The 24,703-nt window shown below is 71.2% G+C and carries 20 protein-coding genes and 3 pseudogenes; 14 read left to right on the top strand and 9 right to left on the bottom strand.

The window, feature by feature from the left end; translation table 11 throughout:
* The first annotated feature begins 390 nt into the window (after positions 1-390).
* Genes Sfulv_RS11890 through Sfulv_RS11880 form a run of 3 tightly spaced genes read left to right on the top strand, consistent with a single transcriptional unit; the run spans position 391 to position 3,815 of the window.
* The gene (locus Sfulv_RS11890) at positions 391-888 is read left to right on the top strand and encodes an ImmA/IrrE family metallo-endopeptidase (RefSeq protein ID WP_173313665.1); all 498 of its coding nucleotides are present in this window, start codon (positions 391-393) and stop codon (positions 886-888) included.
* Entirely contained in the window at positions 885-2,057 is a 1,173-nt protein-coding gene (locus Sfulv_RS11885; protein ID WP_173313664.1) for an MAB_1171c family putative transporter, read from the top strand. Before Sfulv_RS11890 ends, Sfulv_RS11885 begins: the two co-directional genes overlap by 4 nt.
* Before the next feature lie 36 nt (positions 2,058-2,093).
* The gene (locus tag Sfulv_RS11880) at positions 2,094-3,815 is read left to right on the top strand and encodes a class I adenylate-forming enzyme family protein (RefSeq protein WP_173313663.1); all 1,722 of its coding nucleotides are present in this window, start codon (positions 2,094-2,096) and stop codon (positions 3,813-3,815) included.
* 12 nt (positions 3,816-3,827) lie between these two features.
* On the opposite strand, the gene Sfulv_RS11875 is transcribed toward Sfulv_RS11880, so the two are convergent.
* Positions 3,828-5,105: a M6 family metalloprotease domain-containing protein gene (locus Sfulv_RS11875; protein WP_173313662.1), complete on the bottom strand. Its 1,278-nt coding sequence runs from the start codon at positions 5,103-5,105 to the stop codon at positions 3,828-3,830.
* 276 nt (positions 5,106-5,381) lie between these two features.
* Between Sfulv_RS11875 and Sfulv_RS11870 the strand changes: the two genes are divergently transcribed.
* The gene (locus Sfulv_RS11870; RefSeq protein ID WP_173313661.1) at positions 5,382-6,050 is read left to right on the top strand and encodes a TetR/AcrR family transcriptional regulator; all 669 of its coding nucleotides are present in this window, start codon (positions 5,382-5,384) and stop codon (positions 6,048-6,050) included.
* Positions 6,051-6,228: 178 nt separating this feature from the next.
* A complete protein-coding gene (locus Sfulv_RS11865) occupies positions 6,229-7,752 on the top strand; it encodes an MFS transporter (protein WP_173313660.1) in 1,524 nt (507 codons plus the stop codon).
* Positions 7,753-7,850: 98 nt separating this feature from the next.
* On the opposite strand, the gene Sfulv_RS11860 is transcribed toward Sfulv_RS11865, so the two are convergent.
* Positions 7,851-8,363, bottom strand: a complete 513-nt coding sequence (locus tag Sfulv_RS11860; protein ID WP_173313659.1) for a MarR family winged helix-turn-helix transcriptional regulator — start codon at positions 8,361-8,363, stop codon at positions 7,851-7,853.
* A gap of 115 nt (positions 8,364-8,478) precedes the next feature.
* Here Sfulv_RS11860 and Sfulv_RS11855 point away from each other — a divergent pair, with 115 nt between their 5' ends.
* Positions 8,479-9,258, top strand: a complete 780-nt coding sequence (locus Sfulv_RS11855; RefSeq protein ID WP_173313658.1) for a dioxygenase family protein — start codon at positions 8,479-8,481, stop codon at positions 9,256-9,258.
* A gap of 386 nt (positions 9,259-9,644) precedes the next feature.
* Positions 9,645-10,643, top strand: a complete 999-nt coding sequence (locus Sfulv_RS11850; protein ID WP_173313657.1) for a sigma-70 family RNA polymerase sigma factor — start codon at positions 9,645-9,647, stop codon at positions 10,641-10,643.
* Between the two features lie 205 nt (positions 10,644-10,848).
* On the opposite strand, the gene Sfulv_RS11845 is transcribed toward Sfulv_RS11850, so the two are convergent.
* The gene (locus Sfulv_RS11845) at positions 10,849-11,868 is read right to left on the bottom strand and encodes a helix-turn-helix transcriptional regulator (protein WP_173313656.1); all 1,020 of its coding nucleotides are present in this window, start codon (positions 11,866-11,868) and stop codon (positions 10,849-10,851) included.
* Between the two features lie 88 nt (positions 11,869-11,956).
* Here Sfulv_RS11845 and Sfulv_RS11840 point away from each other — a divergent pair, with 88 nt between their 5' ends.
* Positions 11,957-13,513, top strand: a complete 1,557-nt coding sequence (locus tag Sfulv_RS11840; RefSeq protein WP_246353559.1) for an MFS transporter — start codon at positions 11,957-11,959, stop codon at positions 13,511-13,513.
* An 81-nt stretch (positions 13,514-13,594) separates the two neighbouring features.
* Here Sfulv_RS11840 and Sfulv_RS11835 read toward each other — a convergent pair.
* Positions 13,595-14,340, bottom strand: a pseudogene (locus tag Sfulv_RS11835) (DUF6227 family protein).
* Positions 14,341-14,631: 291 nt separating this feature from the next.
* Here Sfulv_RS11835 and Sfulv_RS11830 point away from each other — a divergent pair.
* The 6 genes and pseudogenes from Sfulv_RS11830 to Sfulv_RS11805 all read left to right on the top strand — a co-directional run bounded on the left by Sfulv_RS11830 (position 14,632) and on the right by Sfulv_RS11805 (position 20,211).
* Positions 14,632-15,779, top strand: a pseudogene (locus Sfulv_RS11830) (MFS transporter).
* A complete protein-coding gene (locus tag Sfulv_RS11825) occupies positions 15,776-18,103 on the top strand; it encodes a molybdopterin oxidoreductase family protein (RefSeq protein WP_173313654.1) in 2,328 nt (775 codons plus the stop codon). Before Sfulv_RS11830 ends, Sfulv_RS11825 begins: the two are co-directional and overlap by 4 nt.
* A gap of 7 nt (positions 18,104-18,110) precedes the next feature.
* Complete coding sequence (locus tag Sfulv_RS11820; RefSeq protein WP_173313653.1) at positions 18,111-18,713, top strand: 4Fe-4S dicluster domain-containing protein; 603 nt, start codon at positions 18,111-18,113, stop codon at positions 18,711-18,713.
* Complete coding sequence (locus tag Sfulv_RS11815) at positions 18,710-19,537, top strand: Rieske (2Fe-2S) protein (protein ID WP_173313652.1); 828 nt, start codon at positions 18,710-18,712, stop codon at positions 19,535-19,537. Before Sfulv_RS11820 ends, Sfulv_RS11815 begins: the two co-directional genes overlap by 4 nt.
* Complete coding sequence (locus tag Sfulv_RS11810) at positions 19,534-19,956, top strand: hypothetical protein (protein ID WP_173313651.1); 423 nt, start codon at positions 19,534-19,536, stop codon at positions 19,954-19,956. The genes Sfulv_RS11815 and Sfulv_RS11810 overlap by 4 nt, the downstream gene beginning before the upstream one ends.
* A 21-nt stretch (positions 19,957-19,977) precedes the next feature.
* Complete coding sequence (locus tag Sfulv_RS11805; protein WP_173313650.1) at positions 19,978-20,211, top strand: hypothetical protein; 234 nt, start codon at positions 19,978-19,980, stop codon at positions 20,209-20,211.
* 59 nt (positions 20,212-20,270) lie between these two features.
* On the opposite strand, the gene Sfulv_RS11800 is transcribed toward Sfulv_RS11805, so the two are convergent.
* The 5 genes and pseudogenes from Sfulv_RS11800 to Sfulv_RS11780 form a co-directional block, all read right to left on the bottom strand.
* Positions 20,271-20,789, bottom strand: coding sequence for a large conductance mechanosensitive channel protein MscL (locus Sfulv_RS11800; protein ID WP_173313649.1), 519 nt, complete (start codon positions 20,787-20,789; stop codon positions 20,271-20,273).
* 113 nt (positions 20,790-20,902) lie between these two features.
* On the bottom strand, positions 20,903-21,454 hold the full coding sequence (locus Sfulv_RS11795; protein WP_173313648.1) for an RcpC/CpaB family pilus assembly protein: 552 nt from the start codon (positions 21,452-21,454) through the stop codon (positions 20,903-20,905).
* 330 nt (positions 21,455-21,784) lie between these two features.
* Positions 21,785-22,675 carry an S-methyl-5'-thioadenosine phosphorylase gene (locus Sfulv_RS11790; protein WP_173313647.1) on the bottom strand — a complete coding sequence of 297 codons (891 nt, stop codon included), beginning with the start codon at positions 22,673-22,675 and terminating at the stop codon, positions 21,785-21,787.
* A gap of 97 nt (positions 22,676-22,772) precedes the next feature.
* Positions 22,773-23,123 (bottom strand): FmdB family zinc ribbon protein, encoded by a 351-nt coding sequence (locus Sfulv_RS11785; protein WP_173313646.1) that lies wholly within the window; start codon positions 23,121-23,123, stop codon positions 22,773-22,775.
* A gap of 66 nt (positions 23,124-23,189) precedes the next feature.
* A pseudogene (locus Sfulv_RS11780) lies at positions 23,190-24,467 on the bottom strand (MFS transporter).
* Positions 24,468-24,703: the final 236 nt, after the last annotated feature.

The raw sequence follows: 24,703 nt of genomic DNA, 5'->3' as shown, positions 1-24,703 counted from the left end.
ACTGGTCAACTTCCCCCCGAGCAGCGGAAAGAGGAATCCCCGGCCGGGCCCGGTGAGGCCCGCGCGGAGGGCCGCATCGGCGTGGCCGGAAGTGACCCTAGACCGCCCATGGGCACACGTGTTTGGATCTTTGTGGAGCGTGGGTGGATCCCGCCACCTTGAAGCGTTCCGCGTCGGCATTGATCGACCCAGGGGGGCTGGAGGGCACGTGGAACTTCGGCATGCGTGTACGAGAGAGATCCGGCGATCCCGGATTCCGGTACCGGCTTGCGGTGGCATCACGAGGTCACGCGTTGACGGCACGGACGGGCCGAGGTGATCGGCGTGCGATGGCCGGTTCCGTTCGGACGACGGAGGAGAGGCAGCCGCGACGACCGCTGTGAGCGGAAGGTGCGGGCCCTGGGTCTCCCCGTCGACGCGACCCTGACGATCGAACAGCTCTGCCGGCACGTCGGACGCCTGCGCGGCCGCCCGGTGCAGCTGGTCTCCCTGACGCTTCCCCTGGGAAGCCCGCACGGCCTGTGGATCTCCACGTCCAGCCGGGAGTACGTCCTCTTCGAGGAGCGGCTCGCCCCCGTTCACCAGCGCCAGGTCATCCTGCACGAGATCGGTCACATCGTCTGCGACCACGCCGCGTCCCCCACGCTCGCGGCGGAGGACGCGGGGATGCTGCTCCCCTCGCTCAGCCCCGACCTGGTACGACGGGTGCTGGGCCGGGAGCACGGGCAGTCCGATGTGGAGATCGAGGCGGAGCTGGTCGGTTCGCTCATCGGCCAGCGGATCGGCGCCTGGACCGCGGGACCGGAGTGGCCGGTCGCCCCGGAGGCCCGCAGACTCGCCGCGCGCCTGGCGGAACTGGAGCCCCCGGCCGCGCCGGGCAGGGGATGAGCGCCAGTGCGGGCCTGGTCTGCGCCGCGCTCGCCCTCATCGCCTTCGTCGAGAAGCTCCGGGTCCTGCGGGCCGGCTACTCCGCGGTCCGGCTGGCTCTGGCGGAGAGCTACTTCCTGCTCTCGGTGGTCGGTCTCCTCTCGGTCCCCGCCGTGTGGGCCGAGACGAGCCGCGCCCTCGGCACGGAGAACTTCTCCGGGCTCGTCACCCAGACCTGCGTCATCCTGGTGACGGTGTGCCAGCAGCTCGTCCTGCTCAGGCTCTCCCACGAGCGGGTCACCGCCTACCGGAAGGCCCGGCTCCCGATCATCGGTCTCGGGGTGACGCTGACCGCCATGGCGGCGCTGTTCTTCGCCGTGCCGATGCGGCAGGTGGGGCCCACCGACTTCAGCGCGCAGGCCGCGGCGCAGAACCCGGTCTACCTGGCTTTCTACCTCATCGCCTTCACGGTGGGGCAGATCAGCGTCGGCATCACCTGCCGACGTCATGCGCACATTCCCCCCTCGGTCTGGCTGCGCAGGGGGCTGGGGCTCATCGCCCTGACCCTGCCCCTCAGCCTCGTCTACGTCTGCTGCCGCGCCCTGGGTATCTTCGCGGAGCGCGTGGGCGTCCCGGCGGGACGCTGGGAGCCGATGGCCCAGCTCTCCCTGCTGCTGGTCGGGGTCATGCAGGCCGTGGGCTGGGCGCTGCCGGACATCGGCAAGCGGGTCACCGCCGTACGGCAGTGGGCCGGACACCGGCGCGCCTTCCGCGACCTGCGGCCGCTGCACCGGGCGGTGACGGAGCGGGCGCCCGAGCTGGTCATCCCCATGAAGCGCCGCGCCGGTCTGGACGCGCGGCTGTACCGGCTGATGATCGAGATCCGTGACGCCCAGTGGGCGCTGCGGCCCTGGATGGACCCGGCGCTCTCCGACGGCTTACGGCGCCTCGGCGCGGACGCCGGCCTGACCGGTGAGGAGCTGGCCGCGGCCGTCGAGGCGGCCCGGATCAGGGCGGCGATCGAGGCGAAGGACCGGGACGACCTGCCGCCGGAGCCCGTGGAGACCCCGCTCTCGGCGGAACCAGGCGATCTGGCGGCCGAGCTGGAGTTCCAGTGCAGACTGGCCAGGCACTTCGCCTCGCCCCTGGCCGGTGCGCGGCACCTTGACGGCTCGCGGGCGCGGGCATAGCGTCGGCCGCTGAGCAAGCGCTTAGGAAGGTCGCTCGTGCCGCACCCGGAACCACCCGCAACCGCTCAGGACCCGGACGCCCTCGCCCGTATCGAGGCGGGCCTGACCGCCCCGGGAGCACCGTTCGCCGTCGTGCGCGGCGAGCAGGGCACGCTCGTGTACGAGGGCGGGCCCCGCACGCTGCGGGAGTTCGTGGAGACCACCTGGGCCCTCGGCGACCGGCCGTTCCTGATCGCCGGGGAGCGCCGCTACTCGTACGCGGAGTTCTTCGCCGCCGCCTCCTCCCTGGCCCGCCACCTCACCGGCAGCTACGGACTGCGCCCGGGTGACCGGGCGGTCGTCGCGATGCGCAACCACCCGGAGTGGCAGGTCGCCTTCTGGGCGGCGCAGCTGGCCGGTCTCGTCGCCGTGCCCCTGAACTCCTGGTGGACGGAGGAGGAGTTCACGTACGCCCTCGACGACTGCGCCCCGCGCGTGCTGCTCGTCGACGGGGAGCGGCTGCCCAAGGTGGCCGCCTGGCGGGAACGCACAGGGGTGCGGGCCGTCGTCTTCCACGCCGCCGGCCCCGAGGGGATCGAGCGGTACGAGGGGATCGAGCGGTACGAGGACCTGCCCGCCCCGGACCCGCTGGCCGCACCGCCCGAGGTGGAGATCCGGCCCGAGGACGACGCCACGATCATCTACACCTCCGGCACCACCGGGCGGCCCAAGGGCGCCGTGGCCACCCACCTCGCCCAGGTCGGCGCCACCGTCAACCCGCGCTTCCACGCCGCGGTCTCCGCGCTGGGCCGGGGCCTCTTCCCGGGCCAGGGCCCCGCGCCGGTCCAGCTGATGACCTTCCCGTTCTTCCACGTCGCCGCCTTCACCAGCTTCTACGCGGCCATGGCCGCGGGCGGCACCCTCGTCCTCATGCGCAAGTGGGACGCCGACGAGGCGCTGCGGCTGATCGGCCGCCACGGGGTGACGCACTACGCGGGCGTGCCGGCCACCGCCCTCCAGCTGCTCGCCGCCGCCGAGCGTGCGGGCGACGGCCTGGAGAGCCTGCTCATGCTGAACACCGGCGGGGCCGCCGCGCCGCCCGACCTGGTGGCCCGGCTCACCGCGCGGTTCGGCGAGCGGATCGAGCCCCGCAACGGCTACGGGCTGACCGAGACCAGCGGCGGGGTCACGGCGAACTTCGGCGCCGGCTACCGGAACCACCCGGGCAGCGTCGGGCACCCCTCACCCGTCACCGAGGTACGGATCGCCGGTCCCACGGGTGAGGCGGTGCCGGACGGCGAGGTCGGCGAGCTGTGGCTGCGGGGCCAGTCACTGGTCCGCGGCTACTGGCGGGACGAGGCGGCCACCGCGGAGGCGTTCACCGGCGGCTGGTTCCGCACGGGCGATCTCGCGGTGGTGCGCGACGGACTGGTGAGCGTCGTCGACCGGATCAAGGACATGGTGATCCGCGGCGGCGAGAACGTCTACTGCGTCGAGGTCGAGGCCGTGCTGCACGGCCATCCCGAGGTCGAGGACGCGGCGGTGCTCGGCGTTCCGCATCCGCTGCTGGGCGAGGAGGTCGCGGCCGTCGTCCGGCTGAGCCCCGGCGCCGAGGTAAGCGTGGAGGAGCTGCGGGCGCACGTGGGGCGCAGTCTCGCCGCGTTCAAGGTGCCCGCCCACGTCCTGGTGAGCGAGGAGCCGCTGCCCAGGAGCGCGACCGGGAAGATCCTCAAGCGGGAGCTGCGCGGCCCGGTCCTGGCCCGGCTGGAGGGGGAGTGAGCGGCAGCGGTCTCACGGGCGGGTGATCCGCACCCGGTAGGTGTTGTCCGTGCCCCTGGAGAGCACGGACACGCGTATCCCGTTGGCGCGGTCGGTGAACGTCTCGCCGGGGCGGAAGGGGGCGTCGGAGAGTTCGGCGTGCACGTTGGGCTGCCGGGTGCAGCCGCCGCTGTCCTGGGTGCTGTCGGCGACCGAAACGGGCCCCTGGCCGGTGTCCACGTCGGAGCTGACCTTGTAGATCAGCACGCCGGGCCGGCAGACCGCCGCGTCGTTGCCGCCCGCAGTCCGCACCTCCACGGCGTAGCCGGACTCGGAGCTCAGGGGTATGAAGGCCAGCTTGGTCCCGCCCGAGGTGGCCAGCGGACCGAGGGCGTGCTCGCTGGTGCCGGCCCCGGAGGCGCAGTGGACCTGCTCGTTGTCGAGCCAGCCGAGCTTCCACTTGTGCCAGCCCAGGAAGTCGTTGTTGGCCCCCCAGTCCTCGGACATGATGTCCCAGTGCCCGACCGAGCCGCCGCCCTCCATGGTGTACAGATCGGGCAGGCCGAACACATGGCCGTTCTCGTGCGGCAGGACCCGGTAGCCGGTCTCGGCGTACGAGCCGGAGCCGTCGTCCTGGCGGCTGTAGACGAACGAGGTGTTGGCGAGCGGGACGCCGTCCGCGTACGGGGCGTCCTCGTTGGCGGAGAACGTCACCGACAGCACGGTGTCCAGCGCCGAGGGACCCGCGTTCGGCGTGACGAGCACGTTGACCAGGTCGTACTCGGAGAAGTCGACCTCCGGGTCGGCCGCCGCCACGAGGTCCTTGACGAGATCGCGGTAGCCGGGCTCGTAGGGTGAGCCCCGCTCGATGCCGTACTCGGCGAACGGCAGCGGCATCCGCAGCCAGTCCTTCACCGGCGCCTCCGGCACGTAGGTGAGCCGCCCGTAGGAGCTGGTGCGGAACCATTCGGAGGTCTTCGGGAAGAACTCCGCGAGGCGTTCCGCAGGGGTGCCGGAGCCCGGCGCGTCGGAGAAGTCGATCATGAGGTTGAGGGCCTTGACCCGGCCGGTGGAACGCGCGTAACCAGGCGCTGTGGGCATGCCCTCCGACATCTGCACGCCCATGGCCGCGGATATCCGGCAGGTGCCGAGCGGGGAGTCCTCGGCGGCGGCGGACGGTCCCGCGGAGGCGCGGGTGGGGGAGGGGAGGCCGCTGCTGGCCGTCGCCACGGCCGCGATGGCCAGGGCCGTGGCTCCGGCGAGCGCGAGCGGGTGGCGGTGTCTGCGTATCCGGTGGCGGGACTGCTGCATAGAGGCGCCTTCGGGGTCCGCGGCAGTCGGCCGGCTCTGACTGCACTCTGGCGATCAGCCTGTGCCGGGCGTTGCCGGGCCGCGCGCTGACTGCGCCGATCGGAGGATTCTCCTTCAGGGCGGGCGTGACCCAGGTCACACCGGAAGGTGAAATACCGGGGACTCCTTCCCCGTTTGAACAGGTGTCCCCGCTAAGCGGGGAAGGCTTCCCCGCTTACTTAGGGGGCGCCGGACCGGAGCACCGAGCATCACCGATACGAGGGGAAGGGCTGCGTCGTGAAGACCGATACCGGTACCAAGACCGATAACTGTTTCGTCCGGCGCCGTGCGTCCCGTCCCCGGGCCGACGCCCTGCGCAACCGGGAGCGGATCGTGACGGCCGCCCTGGAGATGTTCGTGGAGTTCGGCCCGGAGGTGCCCCTCGACGAGGTCGCCCGGCGGGCGGGAGTGGGCAACGCCACGCTCTACCGGAACTTCGCCGACCGGGAGGCCCTCACGCACGAGGTCGTCCTCTCGGTCACCTCCCGCACCACGGACCGGGCCGAAGAGGCCGTAGCGGCGGAGTCCGACCCGTTCGCCGCGCTCAGCCGCTTCGTGCACGCCGCCGCCGACGAACGGATCGGCGCCCTGTGTCCGATGCTGTCCGGCGGCTTCGACCAGCACCACCCCGAACTGCTCGCCGAGCGCCGGCGCCTCGAGAAGGCCGTCGAAGGACTCGTGGAGCGCGCCATGACCGCGGGGCGCATGCGCACGGACATCGCCGTCGGTGACGTACTGGTCGCCCTCTCCCAGCTCACCCGGCCGCTGCCCGGCATCGCCTGCCTGGACATCGACCGCTTCACCCACCGCCATCTGCAGCTGTTCCTGGACGGGCTGGAAGCCCCGGCCCGGTCCGTGCTGCCCGGTTCGGCGGCGACCCTGGAGGACCTGCGGCGGGGGCACTGACGCCCGCGACGCCCATCTGAACCACCCGGTGCCACGCCGTTCGACCTGACGGCCGGCCCGGCCCCGCCACGGGGGCCGGCACGCCCCTCTCCACCCGTATCGCGTATCCGTTATCTCTTCTCTCCTCGCCGACATCACGACTCCCGCGCCCCCGGCGCGCCCTTAGGTGGCTACTCCCATGTCAAATACAGCCGACATACGGCTCCCCGACCCCAGTCGCTGGAAAGCACTGGCCTTCATCGCGCTCGCCCAGCTCATGGTCGTGCTCGACGCGACGATCGTGAACATCGCGCTGCCTTCGGCCCAGACGGACCTGGGCATCTCCGAGGGCAACAAGCAGTGGGTCATCACCGCCTACGCGCTCGCCTTCGGCGGACTGCTCCTCTTCGGCGGACGCCTGGCCGACCTCTGGGGCCGCAAGCGGGTCTTCGTGATCGGCCTCCTCGGCTTCGCCGCGGCCTCCGCCCTGGGCGGGGCGGCGGTGAACGAGGCGATGATGTTCGGCTCCAGGGCGCTTCAGGGTGTCTTCGGCGCACTGCTCGCACCGGCGGCGCTCTCGCTCCTCGCCGTGATGTTCACCGATGCCAAGGAGCGCGCCAAGGCGTTCGGCATCTACGGCGCGATCGCCGGTGGCGGTGGCGCGGTCGGCCTGATCCTGGGCGGTTTCCTCACCGAGTACCTGAACTGGCGCTGGACGTTCTTCGTCAACATCCCCTTCGCCATCGTCGCCGCCGCGGGCGCCTACTTCGTCATCCGCGAACCGGCGGGCACCCGCAACCGCTCCTCGCTCGACATCCCCGGCGTCATCCTGTCCACGCTGGGTCTCGTCTCGCTGGTGTACGGCTTCACCCGCGCCGAGGCGTCCGGCTGGACGGACTCCCTGACCGTCACCATGTTCGTGGCGTCCGCCGTGCTGCTCCTCGCCTTCCTCGTCACCGAGTCGCGGGTGAAGTCGCCGCTGATGCCACTGCGCGTGCTCGCCGAGCGCAACCGCGGCGGGGTCTACCTCTCGCTGGGTCTCGCCGTCATCGCGATGTTCGGGCTCTTCCTGTTCCTCACGTACTACCTCCAGATCGTCAAGGGCTACTCCCCGGTCAAGACCGGCTTCGCCTTCATGCCGATGATCGTGGGCATGATCGCCGGTTCCACCCAGATCGGTGCCCGGCTCATGACCCGGGTGCCGCCGCGCCTGCTGATGGGCCCCGGCTTCCTGGTGGCCGCGTTCGGCATGCTGCTGCTCACCCAGCTGGAGACCGACTCCAGCTACGCCGGCGTCATCCTCTTCGGCCAGCTGTTCCTCGGCCTCGGTATGGGTACGGCGTTCATGCCGGCCATGTCGCTGGCCACGCACGGCATCGAGCCGCGTGACGCGGGTGTCGCGTCGGCGATGGTCAACACCTCGCAGCAGGTCGGCGGCGCCATCGGCACCGCCCTGCTGAACACGATCGCGGCCGGCGCCACCACGGCGTACATCGCGGACCACGCCGCGGGCGCCTCGGACCCGAAGCTGCTCCAGTTCCAGGCCATGGTCGCCGGCTTCACCAGCGCGATCTGGTGGGCGGTCGGCATCCTCGTCGCCGCCTCGGCGATCGCGGTGTGGCTGATCAACACGGGACGCCCGGACACCGGAGCGCACGGCTCGGCCACCGGGACCGGCGACGGCGTCCAGGACGACCTCAGGATTCCGGTCGTCGCACACTGACGCGTCCGGCGTGATCCACACGTCCGCCCCGGCTCCGTACACCGGAGCCGGGGCGGACGTGTGTCATCCGGCGGCCGTCATGCCGGCCGGGGAGGGTCTCAGCGCAGCCAGGGGAGGTCGGCGCCCGCGCCCTCCGGCTCCAGCCCGGCGGCCATCACCCGCATGATCTCGCCGAGCCCGCGGACCTGTTCGGGCGTGAGCCGGTCGAACATCGCCTGGCGTACGGCGGCGACATGGCCTGGCGCGGAACGCCGGAGCATCTCGGAGCCCTCCTCGGTGAGGACGGCGTTCTGGCCGCGCCGGTCGGAGGGGCAGTCCTCGCGGCGTACCCAGCCGTTCTTCTCCAGCCGGGCGACGGCGTGCGAGAGGCGGGAGCGGGTGATCTTGGCGTCCTTGGCCAGTTCCGTCATCCGCATCCGGCGGCCGGGCGCCTGGGAGAGCTGGACGAGCAGGCCGTAGTAGATGTGAGGCATGCCGGCGTCGCGCTGCAACTGACGGTCGAGATGGTCCTCCAGGAGCGTGGTGGCGTGGAGGTAGGCCCGCCAGACGCTCTGTTCCTCGTCGGTGAGCCAGCGGGGTGCGCCGGTGGATGCCGTGGTCATGGGGTCCACTGTACGACTCTTTCTTGAAAGTTGAACTAGATGAGGCTAAGGTCTCTGTCACTCAGAACTTGAAGTCTCAATTAACTGATCGAACAGGTCAGCCCACCGCCCGACGGGGAGTGCCATGACTGTCACAGCGGAGCGCATGCCCGCCCTCTACCTCTCCCACGGGGCGCCCCCGCTCGCCGACGACCCGCTCTGGCCGGGCGAACTGGCCGCCTGGTCCGCCACCCTGCCCCGCCCCTCCGCGATCCTGATGGTCTCCGCCCACTGGGAGGAGGCCCCGCTCGCACTCGGCGCCGTTCGGACCATGCCGCTCGTGTACGACTTCTGGGGCTTCCCCGAGCACTACTACCGGGTGCGGTACGCGGCTCCCGGCGCCCCCGCGCTCGCGGAGAACGTCCGCAAGCTGCTGCGCGGCGCCGGTACGCCGGTCCAGGACACCCCGGACCGCGGGCTCGACCACGGCGCGTACGTACCCCTCGTGGAGATGTACCCGCGCGCCGACATTCCCGTACTCCAGATATCCCTGCCCAGCCTCGACCCGCGGAAGCTGATGGGAATCGGCCGCAAGCTGGCCCCCCTGCGGGACGAGGGGGTGCTGATCGTCGGAAGCGGCTTCTTCACCCACAACCTGGCCGCGCTGCGGCACCAGGGCGGCGTACCGGGCTGGTCGGCGGAGTTCGACGACTGGGGGAACCGGGCGCTCCTGGCGCGGGACGTCGACGCGCTGCTGGACTTCGAGCACGCCTCACCCGCGGGCCGGCTGGCCCATCCGCGTACGGAGCACCTCGCGCCGCTCTTCGTCACGCTGGGCGCGGCCGAGCAGGACCTCGACCGGGGGCGGAGCGTCATCGACGGCTTCTGGATGGGGCTGGCCAAACGTTCGGTGCAGTTCGGCTGAACATCTCCGCAGGGTCGGGGGCGTTCGGGTGTTCGCCGCGCTCCCGGGCAACCGGGGCGCGGTGCGTGCCGTCTTCAGTGAGGAAGCGCGACGACGGGAGGCGCTGCCCGGAAGTGCGGAGAACCGCGCCGTATGTGAGGGCGGTCTCACAGGCGCAGGAGCCGCGGATGCCGGTGAGCTACGGCGCATCCCCCTGAATGCCAGGTCTGACCTGCGCTTCTGGGGGTATCTGCACCATGTGTCCTTCCCGTGAGGGGCGACAGGGTACTGCATGATCGCGAAAGCGAATGGGGCCCAGGGGAATTCTGTCCGGATTCCAGTCGTTGTTTCCATCGGATGCAGGGCACCCGAGAGGGTGTCGCGACCTACTCAGCAAGGGAGCACGCATGGCAACCCGTGCCGTCGCCCGTCGTTCGTCCACCACCGGTGGGACAAGCCGGGCGAGCAGTGTTCGCGCCGTGGGCGGGGAAATCGCCGATCGCGACCTGGTCGGCATGTACCTGGAAGAAATCGCTCGTACCCCCCTGCTCGACGCCGCGAAGGAAGTCGATCTCTCGCAGACCATCGAGGCGGGCGTCTACGCCCAGCAGATCCTCGACGGCGAGGTGGAGAGCGAAGCCGGCGGAGCGAAGCGTGCGGAGCTGGAGGCGCTCGTCGCCGAAGGCGAACGCGCGAAGGACGTCTTCATCCGGTCCAACCTCAGGCTGGTCGTCGCCGTTGCCCGACGCTACCCGCGAGCGGGTCTGCCCCTGCTCGACCTGATCCAGGAAGGCAACGCCGGGCTGGTGCGCGCGGTCGAGAAGTTCGACTACGCCAAGGGATTCAAGTTCTCCACGTACGCGACGTGGTGGATTCGCCAGGCCATCACCCGTTCCATAGCCGACCAGTCCCGCACGATCCGGCTCCCCGTCCACCTGGTGGAGGAGCTCGGCCGTATCCGCCGGGTGCAGCGTGAGTTCAACCGCGAGCACGGGCGCGACCCGGAGCACGCGGAGATCGCCGCCGAGCTGGACTCGACCACGGAGCGCGTGGGCAACGTCCTGGACTGGGCCCGCGACCCGGTCAGCCTCAACATGTCCGTGGACGACGACGGAGACACCCAGTTCGGCGACCTCCTCGAGGACACGTCCGCCGTCTCCCCGGAGACGTCCGTGATGGCGCTGCTGCGCAGCGAGGAGCTGGAGGACCTCATAGGCAAGCTCGACAACAGGACGGCGTCGATCATCCGTATGAGGTACGGAATCGAGGACGGCCGCGAGCGGACCCTCACCGAGGTCGGCAAGCAGCACGGTCTGACCCGGGAGCGAATCCGTCAGATCGAGAAGCACGCGCTACTGGAATTGAAGCGAATGGCTCACGACACGGGCTTTGACGCTGCGGCGTGAGCGGATTACCCGTAACCTCACAATCAAGCCGGTTCGCACCGGCCGGCACCATGAGCTGAGTCCCGGCGCCCACCCCCCCGGCGCCGGGGCTCATTCATGTCCGGGCCGCGCACCTCGCTCCGGCCCGGCCACTGCCCTGGTTCCCCGCGTCCGTCCCACGTCCGACCCGCGTCCGTTTCGCTTCCATACCGCTTCCGTTCCCCGCTCAGGGCGCCGCGGACGACGCCCGGGTCAGCCGGCCGCCCAGGTCGCTCAGGTACTCCACCAGCTGCGGCGGCTCGTGTGCCGTGAACTCGCAGTCGACGAGCGCCAGCCTCAGCGCCACCCACTCCAGGGAGTCCGTCGAGACGGCCCGCAGCCGGCAGCTGTCCTCGCCGGCCGGCTCCGGCGCACCGAGCACCGACGGCAGACGTGCCGCCACGAAGTGCGCCGGAGCCCGGAAGGTGACGTCGATCCGCAGCCCTGCCTGCATCCGGGACATCGACCGGGCGAGGAACCGGGCGGCGTCCTCTTCCCTGCCGTTCTCGCCTTCCTTCCCATTCTCCCCGTCCTCCCCGTTTCCCCCGGGCAGCGCGCGCGGCGTGAAGCGGGCCCCGGTCGCCACCGGCTCACTGACCCGGTCGACCCGGAACGTGCGCCAGTCCTCGCGCTCCATGTCGTAGGCGACGAGATACCAGCGGTGCCCGGTGCTCACCAGCCGCAGCGGTTCCACCAGCCGCCTCGTCTCGGCGCCGTCCCCCGCGCGGTACGCGAACCGCAGCCGCTCCCGCCCGGTGACCGCCGACGCCATCACCGTGAGCGTGCGCGGGTCGATCGTGGCACCGTCGCCGCGGGTGAGCGGCAGGGTGGCGTTCTGGAGGGACGAGACCCGGTGGCGCAGCCGTGAGGGCAGCACCTGCTCCAGCTTGGCCAGCGCCCGTACGGACGCCTCGTCCACTCCCTCGATGGCGTGCCCGGCCCCGGCCCGCAAGCCGACAGCGATGGCCACCGCCTCCTCGTCGTCGAGCAGCAGGGGCGGCATGGCGGCGCCCGCGACCAGGCGGTAACCGCCGACCGAGCCGCGCGTCGCCTCGACCGGGTAGCCGAGGCCCCTGAGCCGGTCGATGTCGCGGCGGATGGTGCGCGGGCTGACATCGAGCCGGCCCGCCAGCTCGGTGCCCGGCCACTCGCGCGGTGTCTGGAGGAGCGACAGGAGGTTCAGGAGCCGTGCCGGGGTATCGGTCATGCCGTCAGGATGCTCCTCCATCAGGTCACGAACTGTCCTGATCGAGGATTAGCTTCTCCCCATGACTTCTTCCGAACCGCCGTCGTCCATGACGGCCACCCGCACGGCGAACGGGGACCCCGCGGCCCCGGCGGACCGGCGCCGCTGGTACGCGCTCGCCATCGTGATGACCGCGGCCTTCATGGACCTGGTCGACGTCACGATCGTCAACATCGCCATTCCCAGCATCATGCGGGACACGGGCGCCTCGGTGAGCTCGGTTCAGTGGATCACCGCCGGGTACGCCCTGGCCTTCGCCGCCGGACTGATCACGGGCGGCCGGCTGGGCGACATCTACGGCCGCAAGCGGCTGTTCCTCATAGGCATCGGCGGCTTCACCCTCTCCTCCGCGCTCTGCGGCTTCGCGGCCGACCCGGGGATGCTGGTCGCCTCCCGCATCCTCCAGGGCGCCATGGCGGCGCTGATGGTCCCGCAGGTGCTGTCGATCGTGCACGCCACCTTCCCCGCGCACGAGCGCGGGAAGGTCTTCGGCCTCTTCGGCGCGATCGTCGGACTCGGCGCGGTCTCAGGTCCGCTGCTCGGCGCGCTGCTCACCGGCTGGAACCTCTTCGGCCTGGAATGGCGCCCGATCTTCCTGATCAACCTGCCCGTGGGCATCGCCGGGCTGATCCTGGGGGCCAAGTTCATCAGTGAGTCCAAGGCGCCCAAGGCGCTGCGCCTCGACCTGGTCGGCGTGGCCCTCGTGACGCTCGGCCTGCTGATGCTGATCTTCCCGCTGACCCGTGGCCACGAACTGGGCTGGCCGGTGTGGGGCCACCTGTCGATGGCGGGCAGCCTCCTGGTGTTCCTGGCACTGATCGCGTACGAGCGGCGGAAGGCGGCCAGGGACGGTTCGCCGCTCGTCGAGCTGTCGCTGTTCCGGGTCAGGAGCTTCGCCGCGGGCATCGCCGTGCAGCTGACCTTCGGCATCGGCCTCGGCATCTTCTTCCTGGTCTGGACGCTCTACATGCAGATGGGCCTCGGCTGGAGCGAACTGCGGGCGGGCACGACGGGCATCCCCTTCTCCATCGCCGTCTCGGTCGCGGCCGGGATCTCCGTCCAGAAGCTGGTGCCCCGCTTCGGCCGCAAGGTCCTTCAGGCGGGCGCGCTGCTGATGATCGCCGGACTGCTGCTCTACATCTGGGAGTCCGCGCACTACGGCATGGCCATCACACCGTGGCAGATGGTGCTGCCGCTGGTCGTCATGGGCGCCGGCATGGGGCTGATCGTGGCCCCTCTGACGGACGCGGTGCTCTCCGAGGTGCCCAGGGAGCACGCCGGATCGGCGTCCGGACTGATCAACACCGTCCAGCAGATGGGTACGGCGGTGGGGCTCGGTCTCGTCTCGGTGGTCTTCTTCGGGGTGATCGACGACGCGACGCTGCCGCAGGCGGTGGGACCGGCGTTCGCGGAGGCGTTCCAGCAGTCCCTGTGGTGGGTGGCAGGGGTGCACGGCGTGATCTTCCTGGTGATGTTCGCCCTGCCCGCCAGGCCCAAGGCCCATGTCGAGGGCGCGGCGGACGACGACGCGTTCGCCGAGGGCCCGGCCGGCGGCGGGGGTCCGGCGCTGGACGGCGGCGCCAAGGAGTCCGCGCTCACGCGCTGAGTGACCCGTCAGGGTGTGCGACGGCCCGGCCGCCTTCTTCGGTGAAGGCGTCCGGGCCGTCGTACGCCGCGCCCGAGGGCGTCAGCAGATGCGCGTACGGCTCTCCATGGCCTGGCGTGCGGCGTGCTCGTCCCCGTACACCTCGCACATGTGACGGCCGTCCGGCGTGGCCGTGTGCTCGACCTCCCAGAGGCAGACCTCGCTGCCGTCCAGGAGCAGGAACGCGTGCTCGTAGAGCGTGAAACCGGCGTCCCGCCCGTCGACGCGGCACTGGCGGCCGAAGATCTGGGTGATGTGATGGGCGAAGGCGGCCCGCAGCAGGCGCGCGGTCTCCTCGCCCGGCCGGTCGCTGTTCTCCGCGCGGCGCAGGACCCGGCGCGCGTGGTCCGCGGAGTTGTCCGGGGCGTACGTCCGGGGCGCCGGGACCGGGGGAGCGGACATCAGGACCGTGAGGATCTCCAGGTCGCCGTGCGGGCTCTCGTCGCCGAAGGCCGGGGCGTCGGAGAAGCTGCCCGCCAGCCGCACCGCCGCCACGTGCGCGTCGGACTCGTCGTCGTACAGCTCGTGGCGGCGGGGGCCGCGACGTCCCGGCCGCTGCTGTGCACGAGCTCCCAGAGGGTGAGCGCGGAACCGTCGGGCAGCAGGAAGGTGTGCCGGTAGGTCTCGCGGTGCAGGACCGAGCTGTGGTGTGAGGAGTGCAGGGAAGTGCTGTGCGCAAGCGCGCACCCCAGCCGGTCGACCGTGCTGTCGGGCAGGTCGAAAGAGTTGAGGGCGCGTCGCAGGAGTCGCTCGAGGTGCTGCTCGGTTGTCTCGTACGAATCGCTCAAGGTGCTGTCTCCAGGCCGTCGCCGCGTGTGACTTGGTGCGTGCTCAACGTAGCCCCTGGGTCTGACATCGTGACCGGGGATCGGGAAAACGTCGGGCAGACACGAAAAGTTCCCGGTACTTTTCGGATAATGAGGATGAACTGCCGTGCGCCGGGAGTGAGTCCGAGCCTCCCAGATGCCCCCTTCGAGCAGCGGTGACCGGGCGGGCGCCGCCCGGTGCCCGGGCGACGCGCTCACCCCAAAACTATACAAAACAGTGCTTGACGCTCCAACCGGTCATACGGTGGCCGCGTGACCGAGCCATCAGCAGCTTCAGCGGAGCCACCCGACCCCGGTGCCCGCACCGGGGTCCCCGCCGGGAGCGGTGTCCAGGCGCCCGCCGCCCCGGGGCCGGAACGCGAGGCCGCCCGCGGGCCCCGCTCCGTCACCGTGCGGGCGACCCTGGCCGGTGTCGCCGTCTCCGTCCTGCTGATCATCGCGATCGTGCTCGGCAGCCGCATGCTGCGGAACTTCGACTCGGCCCTCCTCCCGTACGCCGTGGCCACCGTCTTCCTCGCCTTCGGCGTCGCCTACCGCTACACGGTGTGGATCTCCGCACCCGGCGCCCGGCGCCTCTTCGTCCAGGGCCGACGCAGCCTCCTCTCCGTGCAGAACTTCCGCAGGGCCCCCACCGCCCTGCCGAAGATGATCGCCACCTATCTGGGCTTCCAGAAGTTCCTCGGCGCCCGGTCGCACGCCCGGTGGGCCGCCCACCAGCTGATCTTCTGGGCTGCGTGCTGGCCGCCCTGATCACCTTCCCGCTGACCTGGGGCTGGTTCACCTTCACCTCGGCCAACGGTTCCGGCCCCGGTTACGAGATGCGCGTCTGGGGCTTCGAGGTACTCGGCTTCGACGCGCTGAACATCGTGGGCCTGCTGATGTTCCACGGGCTCGACATCGCCGCCGTGCTCGTCATCCCCGGCGCCTCCTACTTCCTCTGGCGCCGGATGAGGGACCGAGGCGCGGGCACCGGTCAGCGTTTCGCCTACGACCTGGTGCCGCTGATCGCGCTCATCGTCATCTCCGTCACCGGCCTGCTGCTCACCTTCTCCTCGGTCTTCCTGCACGGCGGCGGCTACCAGTTCCTGGCGATCCTCCACATGGTGTCCGTGGTCTTCACCCTCATCTACATCCCCTTCGGGAAGTTCTTCCACATCGTGCAGCGCCCGGCGGCGGTCGGGATGCAGCTGTTCAAGTACACCGGCCGCAAGGACGACCAGGTCTTCGTCTGCCGCCGCTGCGCCGAACCCGTCGACACCGCCCCGTACGTCGAGAACCTGCGCGCCACCATGCGCGACCTGCGGCTCGGCTTCGACGCGTGGGCCGAGTACTGCCCGCGCTGCAAGCGGGTGCTGCGCGGCAGCGCCTACCTCTCCCAGGTCAAGAAGGGCTTCAAGTGACCGCGGACCCGCCCGCTGCCGACCGCCGTACGGCCGTCGTCCCACTCGACCCCTCCCTCGCGCCCCCCGGCACCCGGGGCTTCCGCGACGCGGGCGGCATCCCGGCCGACCAGTGGCACGCCGACCAGAACGGCGAGACGCTCGTCCCCACCCACTGCTGCTTCTGCGGGGTCCAGTGCGGGATGTACCTGCGCGTCGACCGGGGCGGCAAGGTCTTCGGTGTCGAACCCCGCAACCACGACATCAACCGCATGCGTCTGTGCCCCAAGGGCATCAACGCCTACCAGCAGGTCAACCACCCCGACCGGCTCACCGCCCCGCTCATGCGCCGCTCCCGTGACGAAGCCTTCCAGGAGGTCTCCTGGGAGGAGGCGCTCGACTTCACTGTCTCCGAGATCAAGCGCATCCAGCTGGCCCACGGCAACGACGCCTTCGGACTCCTCGGCGGCGCCAGCCTCTTCTCCGAGAAGACCTACCTGGTCGGCAAATTCGCCCGGGTCGCGCTCAGGACCCGGCACGTCGACTACAACGGGCGCCTGTGCATGGTGAGCGCCGCGGGCGCCAACAAGCTCGCCTTCAACATCGACCGGGCCGGCAACCCCTTCTCCGACATCCTGCTCACCGACTGCCTGCTGATCGCGGGTTCCAACATCGGCGAGTGCTTCCCCGTGCTGACCCAGTACGTCTGGGGAGCCCGGGACCGTGGCGCCCGCCTCATCGTCATCGACCCGCGCGAGACCGCGATCGCCCGCACCGCCGACATCCACGTCGCGCTCAGACCCGGTACCGACTCGGCCTTCTTCAACTCCGTGCTCCACGTGGTCGTCGAAGAGGGCCTGACCGACACCGGCTACCTCGCCGCCCACACCACCGGCTGGGAGGAGGTCCGCGCGAAGGCCGCCGAGTACCCGCCCGCCCGCGCGGCCGAGATCTGCGGCATCCCCGCCGAACAGATCGTCCAGGTCGCCCGTGCCTTCGCGCGCGCCCCCAGGGCCATGGCCTGGCACGCCCGGGGCATCGAGCACCACTCGCAGGGCGTCGAGAACTGCCTCACCGTGATCAACCTCTGCGCGGCCACCGGCCACATCGGCAAGCCGGGCGCCGGCTACGGCACCCTCACCGGCCAGGGCAACGGCCAGGGCGGCCGGGAGCACGGCCAGAAGTCCGACCTCCTGCCCGGCGGCCGCTCGATCCTGAACGAGGAGCACCGCCGGCAGATCTGCGAGATCTGGGGCATCGAGGAGTCCGAACTCCCGGGAGCCGGTACCTCGATGATGGAGATGGTCTGGCAGATGCAGCGCCGCGAGATCCGCGGCCTGATCGGCATCTGCAACAACCCCTTCGTCTCCCTCCCCCACTACAAGGTGGTCAAGGAGGGATACGACGCCCTCGAGTTCCACGCCCAATTCGACTTCTTCCTCTCCGAGACCGCTGCCAACGCGCATGTCGTCTTCCCCGTCACCACCTGGGCCGAGGACGAAGGGGTGATGGCCAACGCCGAGGCCCGGGTGGTCAAGCACAACAAGGCACAGGACCCGCCGCCCGGCGTGCGCACCGACACCTGGGTGATGTGCGAGCTCGCCCGCCGCCTCGGCGCGGCCGACAAGTTCGCGTTCGCCGGCTCCCGTGAGGTCTTCGACGAACTGCGTACCGCCTCCGCGGGCACGGTGAACGACTACTACGGCATCACGTACGAACGGCTGGAGGAGACCGGCGGCATCGCCTGGCCCTGCCCCACCACGGACCACCCGGGCACCCCCCGGCTGTTCGAGGACGGGAAGACCTACCACCCCGACGGCAGAATCCACTTGCAGGTCGTCGAGTGGCACCCGCCGATGGACCCGTACGACGACGAGCACCCCATGTCCCTGACCACCGGCCGTACCGTCGCCCACTTCCTCTCCGGCAACCAGACCCGACGTCTGGGCGCCCTCGTCGAGCAGACCCCGCGCCCCTGGGCGGAGGTCCACCCCTCGCACGGCTTCCGCAACGGCGAGCCGGTCCGCGTCGTCACCCGGCGCGGCAGCGAGGTCTTCCCCGCCCTGGTCACCGAGGCGATCCGCCCCGACACCGTCTTCATCCCCTACCACTGGCCGGTCCCCACCGCCGCCAACGCCCTCACCATCGACGCCCTGGACCCCCGCTCCAAGATCCCCGAGTACAAGGTGTGCGCCTGCCGCATCGAGCACGCCACGCAGATCGACGAGGTCCCCGCCCCGCCCGCCGGCCCCGGGCGCGTCGCCTACCCGGAGACCCAGGTCTCCCGTACCGACCCGCTGCCGCCCACGGCCCCGCAGGGCCGCGGCACGTCGGAGAGGAGCTGACACCCACATGATGGGAAAGACGATCTTCATCGACCCCGGGCGCTGCATCGGCTGCCAGGCGTGTGTCTCCGCCTGCCGCGAGTGCGACTCGCACCGCGGCAAATCGATGATCCACCTCGACTACACCGACGAGGGCCGGTCGGTCGCCTCCCTTCCCACGGTCTGTATGCACTGCGAGGACCCGGTGGCCCCCTGTGCCGAGGTCTGTCCCGCCGACGCGATCCTGATCACCGCGGACGGGGTGGTGCAGCAGGCCGACACCACCCGCTGCATCGGCTGCGCCAACTGCGTCAACGCCTGCCCCTTCGGCGTCCCGAAGATCGACCTCCAGGCGAAGCTCCAGATGAAGTGCAACCTCTGCTACGACCGCACCTCCTACGGTCTGGCCCCCATGTGCGCCACCGTCTGCCCTACGGGCGCGCTGTTCTACGGGACGATCGAGGAGCTGCGGGCCGAGCGGCCGGGTGTGGAGGTCGCCGACACCTTCGTCTTCGGTGAGAGCGAGGTGCGGACCGGGGTGGCCATGGTCGTCCCCGCCGAGCGGATGCGGTGGCCCGTGCCGGGCGGCCTTCCCGTCGTCGAGATCAACGGTGAGGACGTACGCCGATGAGCGTCACCGACCAGCAGCCCGGCGGTGACCGGCACTCCGGCGACGAACGCGCCGCGCCGCACGACAGGCTTGCCGCCGACTCCCTCACCACCCGACGCGACTACCTACGGATCGTCACCACCGTCTCCGGCGGCCTCGCGATCGGAGGGCTCGGCGTGGCAGGCGGCATCCTGCACCGCCACGGGGACGAGGAGGACGGCAGTCAGCCGGAGCCCAGGAAGGTCGCCCAGCAGCTCCTGCCCGGTGAGTCCCTCGCTTTCCGCTACCCGGGGGACGAGGACAGGGCGGTCGCTCTGCGGCTCAACGACGGCACCCTCGTCGGCTACTCCGCCGTCTGCACCCATCTCGCCTGCGCCGTCCTGTGGCGCAAGGAGCGGGGGACGGAAGGGGAGCTGTACTGCCCCTGCCACGAAGGCGTCTTCGACGCCAGGACCGGTGAGGTCACGGCGGGCCCACCGCCGCGCGGACTGCCCAAGGTGGTGCTCACCGAGAGGCCGGACGGAAGCGTGTGGGCCATCGCGACGGCCCGCTCCGGGGAGAGTGCCGAGGACGGTCTGTGCCGGCAGATCGGCAAGGACGATCCCGGCCTCGCCGCCCGGATCGGCTGCCCCGGCACCGGGGGCGGCGCCGAGGCACCGTCCCGGGCCGGGGCCGCAGCCGGGGTCGGAGCCGCAACCGCGCCTGGGACCGCAGCCGGGGTCGGAGCCGGCCTCGGGTCCGCGACCGCGCCCGGGTCCGCGACCGCGCCCGGGGCCCGAGTACAGGGCGCCACGCCGCCCCGCCTCGGCACCCCCGTAGCCGAGAACCCTGGCAGGCGGACGTGACCGAACCCCGACAGCCCTCCGACCCGCAGGGCCCGCGGCCCTCACGGAGCGTGGGCCCACCCCAGGGCCCCCGCTATCCGGAGTACCGCCCGGGCAGCGCCCGGCCCGAGCTCAACCGGCCCGTCCGCGAGCGGTATCCGCAGATCCGCGCCACCAGCGGATACGGCGACTCCCGCGTCCGTCACACCGGTCCGGGTCCGGGCGCCGGAACCGACCAGGAACCCGAGCGCTCCGCGAAGCTGACCGCCCGGCTCACCCTCGCGATGACCGTGGTCGTCGGCCAGCTCTGGGGTCTGACGGTCGTCGTCGACGAGTGGATGGAAGGCAGCACAGGTACCGCCTGGTGGGGCGCCGGCTTCCTCTGCCTGTCGTTCCTCGCCGTACTGGGACTGTGGCTGCTGGACCCGAAGGACCGTTGACCACCGCCGTATCCTGGACCTATGAGCACCGCCCCCGTCCACGGACCGCGAGATTCGAAGCAGCAGCGGCAGCAGCCCAAGGAGCAGCAGCCACCGAGGGAGCCCCAGCCGAAACCGGCTCTCGTCTTCGATGATCCGCTGGACCAGCAGTCCCCGGACGATACGGACCGGGGATGGGGTGAGCGGACTCCGAGCGGCGGCAGTGCCGCGGATCTGGCACGCTTCCTGGACGAGAAGCCGCCCCACCACGGGTGACGCCGGCCGCCCGGCGCTGGCCGGCAGCGCCGCCGCGGTCAGCCGCGCCGACCGCCGTACTACGCGCCGGTACTCCTGCCGCCGGGCGCATCGCCTGCGCCCGTACCACCGCCGTCGGCCGGTCCCCCGCGCTGTGACACGAGCGCGTCCCTGATCTCCTTCAGCACCTCCAGCTCGCTGACCTCCAGCGTCTCCTGCACGCCTTCCTTGGCAGCCTGCATGGCGGCCCGCCTGGCCAGATACTTCGCCATCGGCAGGACCATCAGGAAGTACACGACCGCCGCCGTGATCAGGAAACTGAGCGCCGCGCTGAGCACCGACCCCCACAGGATCTCGATGCCCTCCGCCTCGCCGGTCTTCGGGTCCGTGGTGCAGGGGTTCTTCAGACAGGAGGTGTACTCCTCCAGGCCCTGGGTGCCGAACGCGCCGACCAGTGGGTTGATGAGCCCCTTGACCACCGCGTTCACGACATTGGTGAACGCCGCTCCGATGACGACTGCGACGGCCAGGTCGATGACGTTGCCGCGCGTCAGGAAGGCTTTGAAGCCTTCGAGCAGACTGACCTTCTTCTCGCTCACGATTGAGATGTCCTTCGTATGTGCCGTAGGGGGAGCAAACTGCTCCGCAACCTAAGGCGGCGGAAGGCTTGGATGTCCAGTTCATCTTCTCGGGCAGGCGACTTGGTGGAACGTCAGTGCGCATGAGCCACCGCCACCGCGAGCTGGCCCGAGACTCCCGCACCGGCCAGCGCCGCCGCGGTGTCCCGCTCCACCGACAGCACGACCAGGGCGCCGCCGCCCGGCTCCGGTCCGTCCCCGGCCGAGCCGCCATCCGCCGGACGCGGTACGGCCGCCACCCGCGCGTCCTTCACCACCACACGCGCGACGGAGTCCGCCTCGCCGGCGGCGATCACATCGACGCGGTCTCCGGGCCGAAGCAGCCGGACCGTCGCGGCGTCGGCGATCCGGACGGGCGCCGACACCAGGCGCACGGTCCGCTCCGCCGCCGCTGACGGCCCGGCCGCCGCTCCCCCCTCACCACGCGGACCCGAGGCACCCGCGCCCGAAGCGGCCAGCGCGGCAGCGGTCAGCGCCAGCCCCGCGGCCATGGGCCCGCGGCGTCTGCGCAGCACCCGCCGCAGCCGGTGCGCGCCACCTCCGCGCACCCGCAGCGGAGGAAACGCGGGCACCCCGCAGGGCGCGGGAGCGGTGGAGGGGAAGGAGAGCGGGGAAAGGGAGGACATGCCTGCACCGCCTGCCGTGACGGACATCCGCGTGGGACGTCGTAGGGGACCAACGAGGGGAGCCCGGCGGGCCGTCCCGCCGAACTCCCCTCACGATCCACCGTCCGGGAAGATCCTGCCGAGCCCTGTGGACAGCGCACAGCCTGTGGATATCCCGGACACCCACACGCGCCACCTCGGCCCCAAGGGCCAGGCCCGTCGCAGGAGCCACACCCGCCGCACCGTCGCCGGAGCCAAATCCGCCGCCCGCGCCACACCCGTCCGCCGCACGCGCCACCCCGGTCGCCCGAGCCGCACCCGCAAGACCGGGCCCGGCCCGGCCCCACACTCCTACGGCAGCTCGATCCCCGTGGTGATCCCGTCCAGCGCGTGCGCGCAGGCACAGTCGCGGTCCGCGTCCTTCGGCAGCCCGGCCACCGCGTCGGACAGCACCGACCGCAGCCGTTCCACGTTGGCGGCGAACACCTTCAGCACGTCCCCGTGGGAGACGCCCTCGCCGGCCTCGGCGCCCGCGTCGAGGTCCGTCACCAGCGTCAACGTCGTGTAGCAGAGCGCCAGTTCGCGGGCGAGCACCGCCTCCGGGTGGCCTGTCATCCCCACCACCGACCAGCCCATGGCCGCGTGGAAGCGCGACTCCGCCCTGGTGGAGAAGCGCGGTCCCTCGACCACGACCAGCGTTCCGCCGTCCACCGCCTCCCAGTCCCGCCCGCGGGCCGCCGCGAGGGCGGCCTGGCGGCCGTGAGGGCAGTACGGATCGGCGAAGCCGAGGTGGACCACGTTCGGCTGCGCGCCGTCGGCCCGGACCTCACCGTCGTAGTAGGTCTGCGTGCGTGCCTTGGTGCGCTCCACCAGCTGGTCCGGTACGAGCAGCGTGCCCGGCCCGTACTCCGGCCGCAGCCCGCCCACCGCGCACGGCGCGAGCACCTGGCGCACGCCGACCGAGCGAAGGGCCCACAGGTTGGCCCGGTAGTTGATCCGGTGCGGCGGCAGGTGGTGGCCGCGCCCGTGCCGGGGCATGAACGCGACCCGGCGTCCGGCGACCTCGCCCAGGAAGACCGAGTCGCTGGGTGTCCCGTAGGGGGTATCCACCCGGACCTCGGTGACGTCCTCCAGGAAGGAGTAGAGTCCCGATCCGCCGATCACCCCGATGTCCGCGCCGTCCGGCGCGGCGCCGGCCGCGGCCCCTGTCCCAGCTTCTGCACCAAGTTCTGCGTTGACCATGAGGTCACACTAGGCCCTGGGTGCCCTGCCGGGGCAAGGGAAAACCCGCCGATCCGATGATCGGCGGGATCCCTTCGAAGCTTGTCCGTACGAGGGCTCAGGCAGCCGACGTACCACTCGACGAAGCCTTGGCGGGCGACGCCGTGGACGAAGACGAGGAAGAGGGCGACGAGGACGCCGTCGACTTCGAGTCCGACCCCGTCGAGGACGACGACGATGACGACTCGGACCCCTTCGCGGGCGACGTAACCGGCGTGCTGCTCGACGAGGAGCCGCGGCTGTCGTTCCGGTAGAAACCGGAACCCTTGAAGACGATGCCGACCGCCGAGAACACCTTCTTCAGGCGTCCCTCGCAGTTCGGGCACACGGTCAGGGCATCATCGGTGAACTTCTGCACCGCCTCGACGCCCTCGCCGCATTCGGTGCACTGGTACTGATAGGTCGGCACGTGATCCTCCTGGCACTCTCACTCAATGAGTGCTAACGACGCTCCATACTGACGTATTCCGGCCGATCAGTCCACCGTGACCGGCTCGCGGTGACCGACACCACGTGCCACCAGCCGTCCCGAGGTACTCGGGCGAGCCGCGACCGCAGGGCCAGCAGGGTCGCCAGCGCCAGAACCGTCCCCACCAGCGGGACCACGAATCCGGTGCTCGCGCCGTGCCGGTCGGCGAGCTGCCCGGCCACGGTCACCGCTCCCGCCTGCCCGAGCGCGACCGCGCCCGTCAGCCAGGTGAACGCCTCGGTCCGCGCGGACGCCGGAACCAGTGCGTCGACCAGGGTGTAACCGCTGATCAGCGCGGGCGCGATCGAGAGTCCGACCAGCAGGCCGAGCCCGGCGAGCAGCGGCACGGAGTGCACGGCCCACAGCCCGGACGCGGTCAGCGTCAGGGCCACGTATCCGACGATCAGACGACGCCTGGGGCTGCTCTTCCAGACGATCGCGCCGCACGCGATACCGGCCAGCATGTTGCCGGCGGCGAAGACCCCGTACAGCAGACCGTTCACACCCGGTCGGCCGATCTCCTCGGAGAACGCGGTCAGGGAGACCTGCATTCCGCCGAAGACCGCGCCGATGCCGAGGAACGTGACGGCGAGCACCCGGACGCCCGGGACGGACAGCGCGGACCTGTGCGGGGCGCCGGTGGTGGCGGCGGCTCGCGGGGCGGGCTGGGTGGAGCGCTGCGCCGCGAAGAGCAGACCGCCGACGAGTGTCAGCGCGGCTTCCGTGAGCAGACCGGCCGCCGGGTGCACGCCGGTGCACAGCGCGGTGGCGAGGACGGGGCCCACGACGAAGGTGAACTCGTCCGTGACCGATTCGAACGCGGCCGCCGTCGACATCAGCGGGGAGGCGGGACGGCCGGGGCGGCCCCCAGAACGGCGGCCCAGCGGGCTCGGACCATCGGCCCGACCTGCGGGATGGAGGCGCCGGTGGGCACCGCGGCGAGGAACAGCACCCACAGGGGCGCGTCCGCCAGCGCGAGCGCTGCCAGCGCCCCCACGGAGACGGCGTGCACCAGCACGCCGGGCAGCAGGACGGCCCGCTGGCCGAAGCGGTCGGCGAGCTTGCCGCTCTGCGGGGCGCACAGCGCCATGGAGACGCCGGACGCGGCCGCCACGGCGCCGGCGCTGCCGTACGAACCGGTCGTGTGCTGCACCAGGAGCACGATGCCGATGGTCAGCATCGCGAAGGGCTGCCGTGCGGCGAAGCCCGGAAGGAGGAAGGTCCACGCACCAGGGGTGCGCAGCAGTTGCCCGTAACCGGGCGGTCGGAGACCGTGGACGCCACGGTCCTTGCCTTTCTGCCGCCTGGTGGCTTCGCTCCTGCGGCACGCCCGCCGCGCGGGGTGCGCGGCTCGTGCGGGAGAATGCCGAGAGCTGTCCTCTTCGCGCGGAACTGCGGTAGATGCCGGGCGGCTCGCAACAGAGGCGAAGGCACGCCACGACCGCCATACGGTCGCGCCAGCTCTGCGTCAGGCAGAGGTGGTCGATCAGGGTGGGTCGATGAGATTTCCTTCATGCTAC

The organism is Streptomyces fulvorobeus (genome assembly GCF_013167895.1).
Lineage (GTDB): Bacteria > Actinomycetota > Actinomycetes > Streptomycetales > Streptomycetaceae > Streptomyces > Streptomyces fulvorobeus.
The sequence above is the reverse complement of the archived record's forward strand: the minus strand, read 5'-3'. Positions and strand labels throughout refer to the sequence as shown.

Excerpts from the sequence above, each read along its gene's own strand:
- Sfulv_RS11885 (WP_173313664.1), top strand. The coding sequence starts at position 885 with ATGAGCGCCAGTGCGGGCCTGGTCTGCGCCGCGCTCGCCCTCATCGCC.
- Sfulv_RS11875 (WP_173313662.1), bottom strand. The coding sequence starts at position 5,105 with ATGCAGCAGTCCCGCCACCGGATACGCAGACACCGCCACCCGCTCGCG.
- Sfulv_RS11865 (WP_173313660.1), top strand. The coding sequence starts at position 6,229 with ATGTCAAATACAGCCGACATACGGCTCCCCGACCCCAGTCGCTGGAAA.
- Sfulv_RS11855 (WP_173313658.1), top strand. The coding sequence starts at position 8,479 with ATGACTGTCACAGCGGAGCGCATGCCCGCCCTCTACCTCTCCCACGGG.
- Sfulv_RS11850 (WP_173313657.1), top strand. The coding sequence starts at position 9,645 with ATGGCAACCCGTGCCGTCGCCCGTCGTTCGTCCACCACCGGTGGGACA.
- Sfulv_RS11845 (WP_173313656.1), bottom strand. The coding sequence starts at position 11,868 with ATGACCGATACCCCGGCACGGCTCCTGAACCTCCTGTCGCTCCTCCAG.
- Sfulv_RS11840 (WP_246353559.1), top strand. The coding sequence starts at position 11,957 with ATGACGGCCACCCGCACGGCGAACGGGGACCCCGCGGCCCCGGCGGAC.
- Sfulv_RS11820 (WP_173313653.1), top strand. The coding sequence starts at position 18,111 with ATGATGGGAAAGACGATCTTCATCGACCCCGGGCGCTGCATCGGCTGC.
- Sfulv_RS11815 (WP_173313652.1), top strand. The coding sequence starts at position 18,710 with ATGAGCGTCACCGACCAGCAGCCCGGCGGTGACCGGCACTCCGGCGAC.
- Sfulv_RS11805 (WP_173313650.1), top strand. The coding sequence starts at position 19,978 with ATGAGCACCGCCCCCGTCCACGGACCGCGAGATTCGAAGCAGCAGCGG.
- Sfulv_RS11795 (WP_173313648.1), bottom strand. The coding sequence starts at position 21,454 with ATGTCCTCCCTTTCCCCGCTCTCCTTCCCCTCCACCGCTCCCGCGCCC.
- Sfulv_RS11790 (WP_173313647.1), bottom strand. The coding sequence starts at position 22,675 with ATGGTCAACGCAGAACTTGGTGCAGAAGCTGGGACAGGGGCCGCGGCC.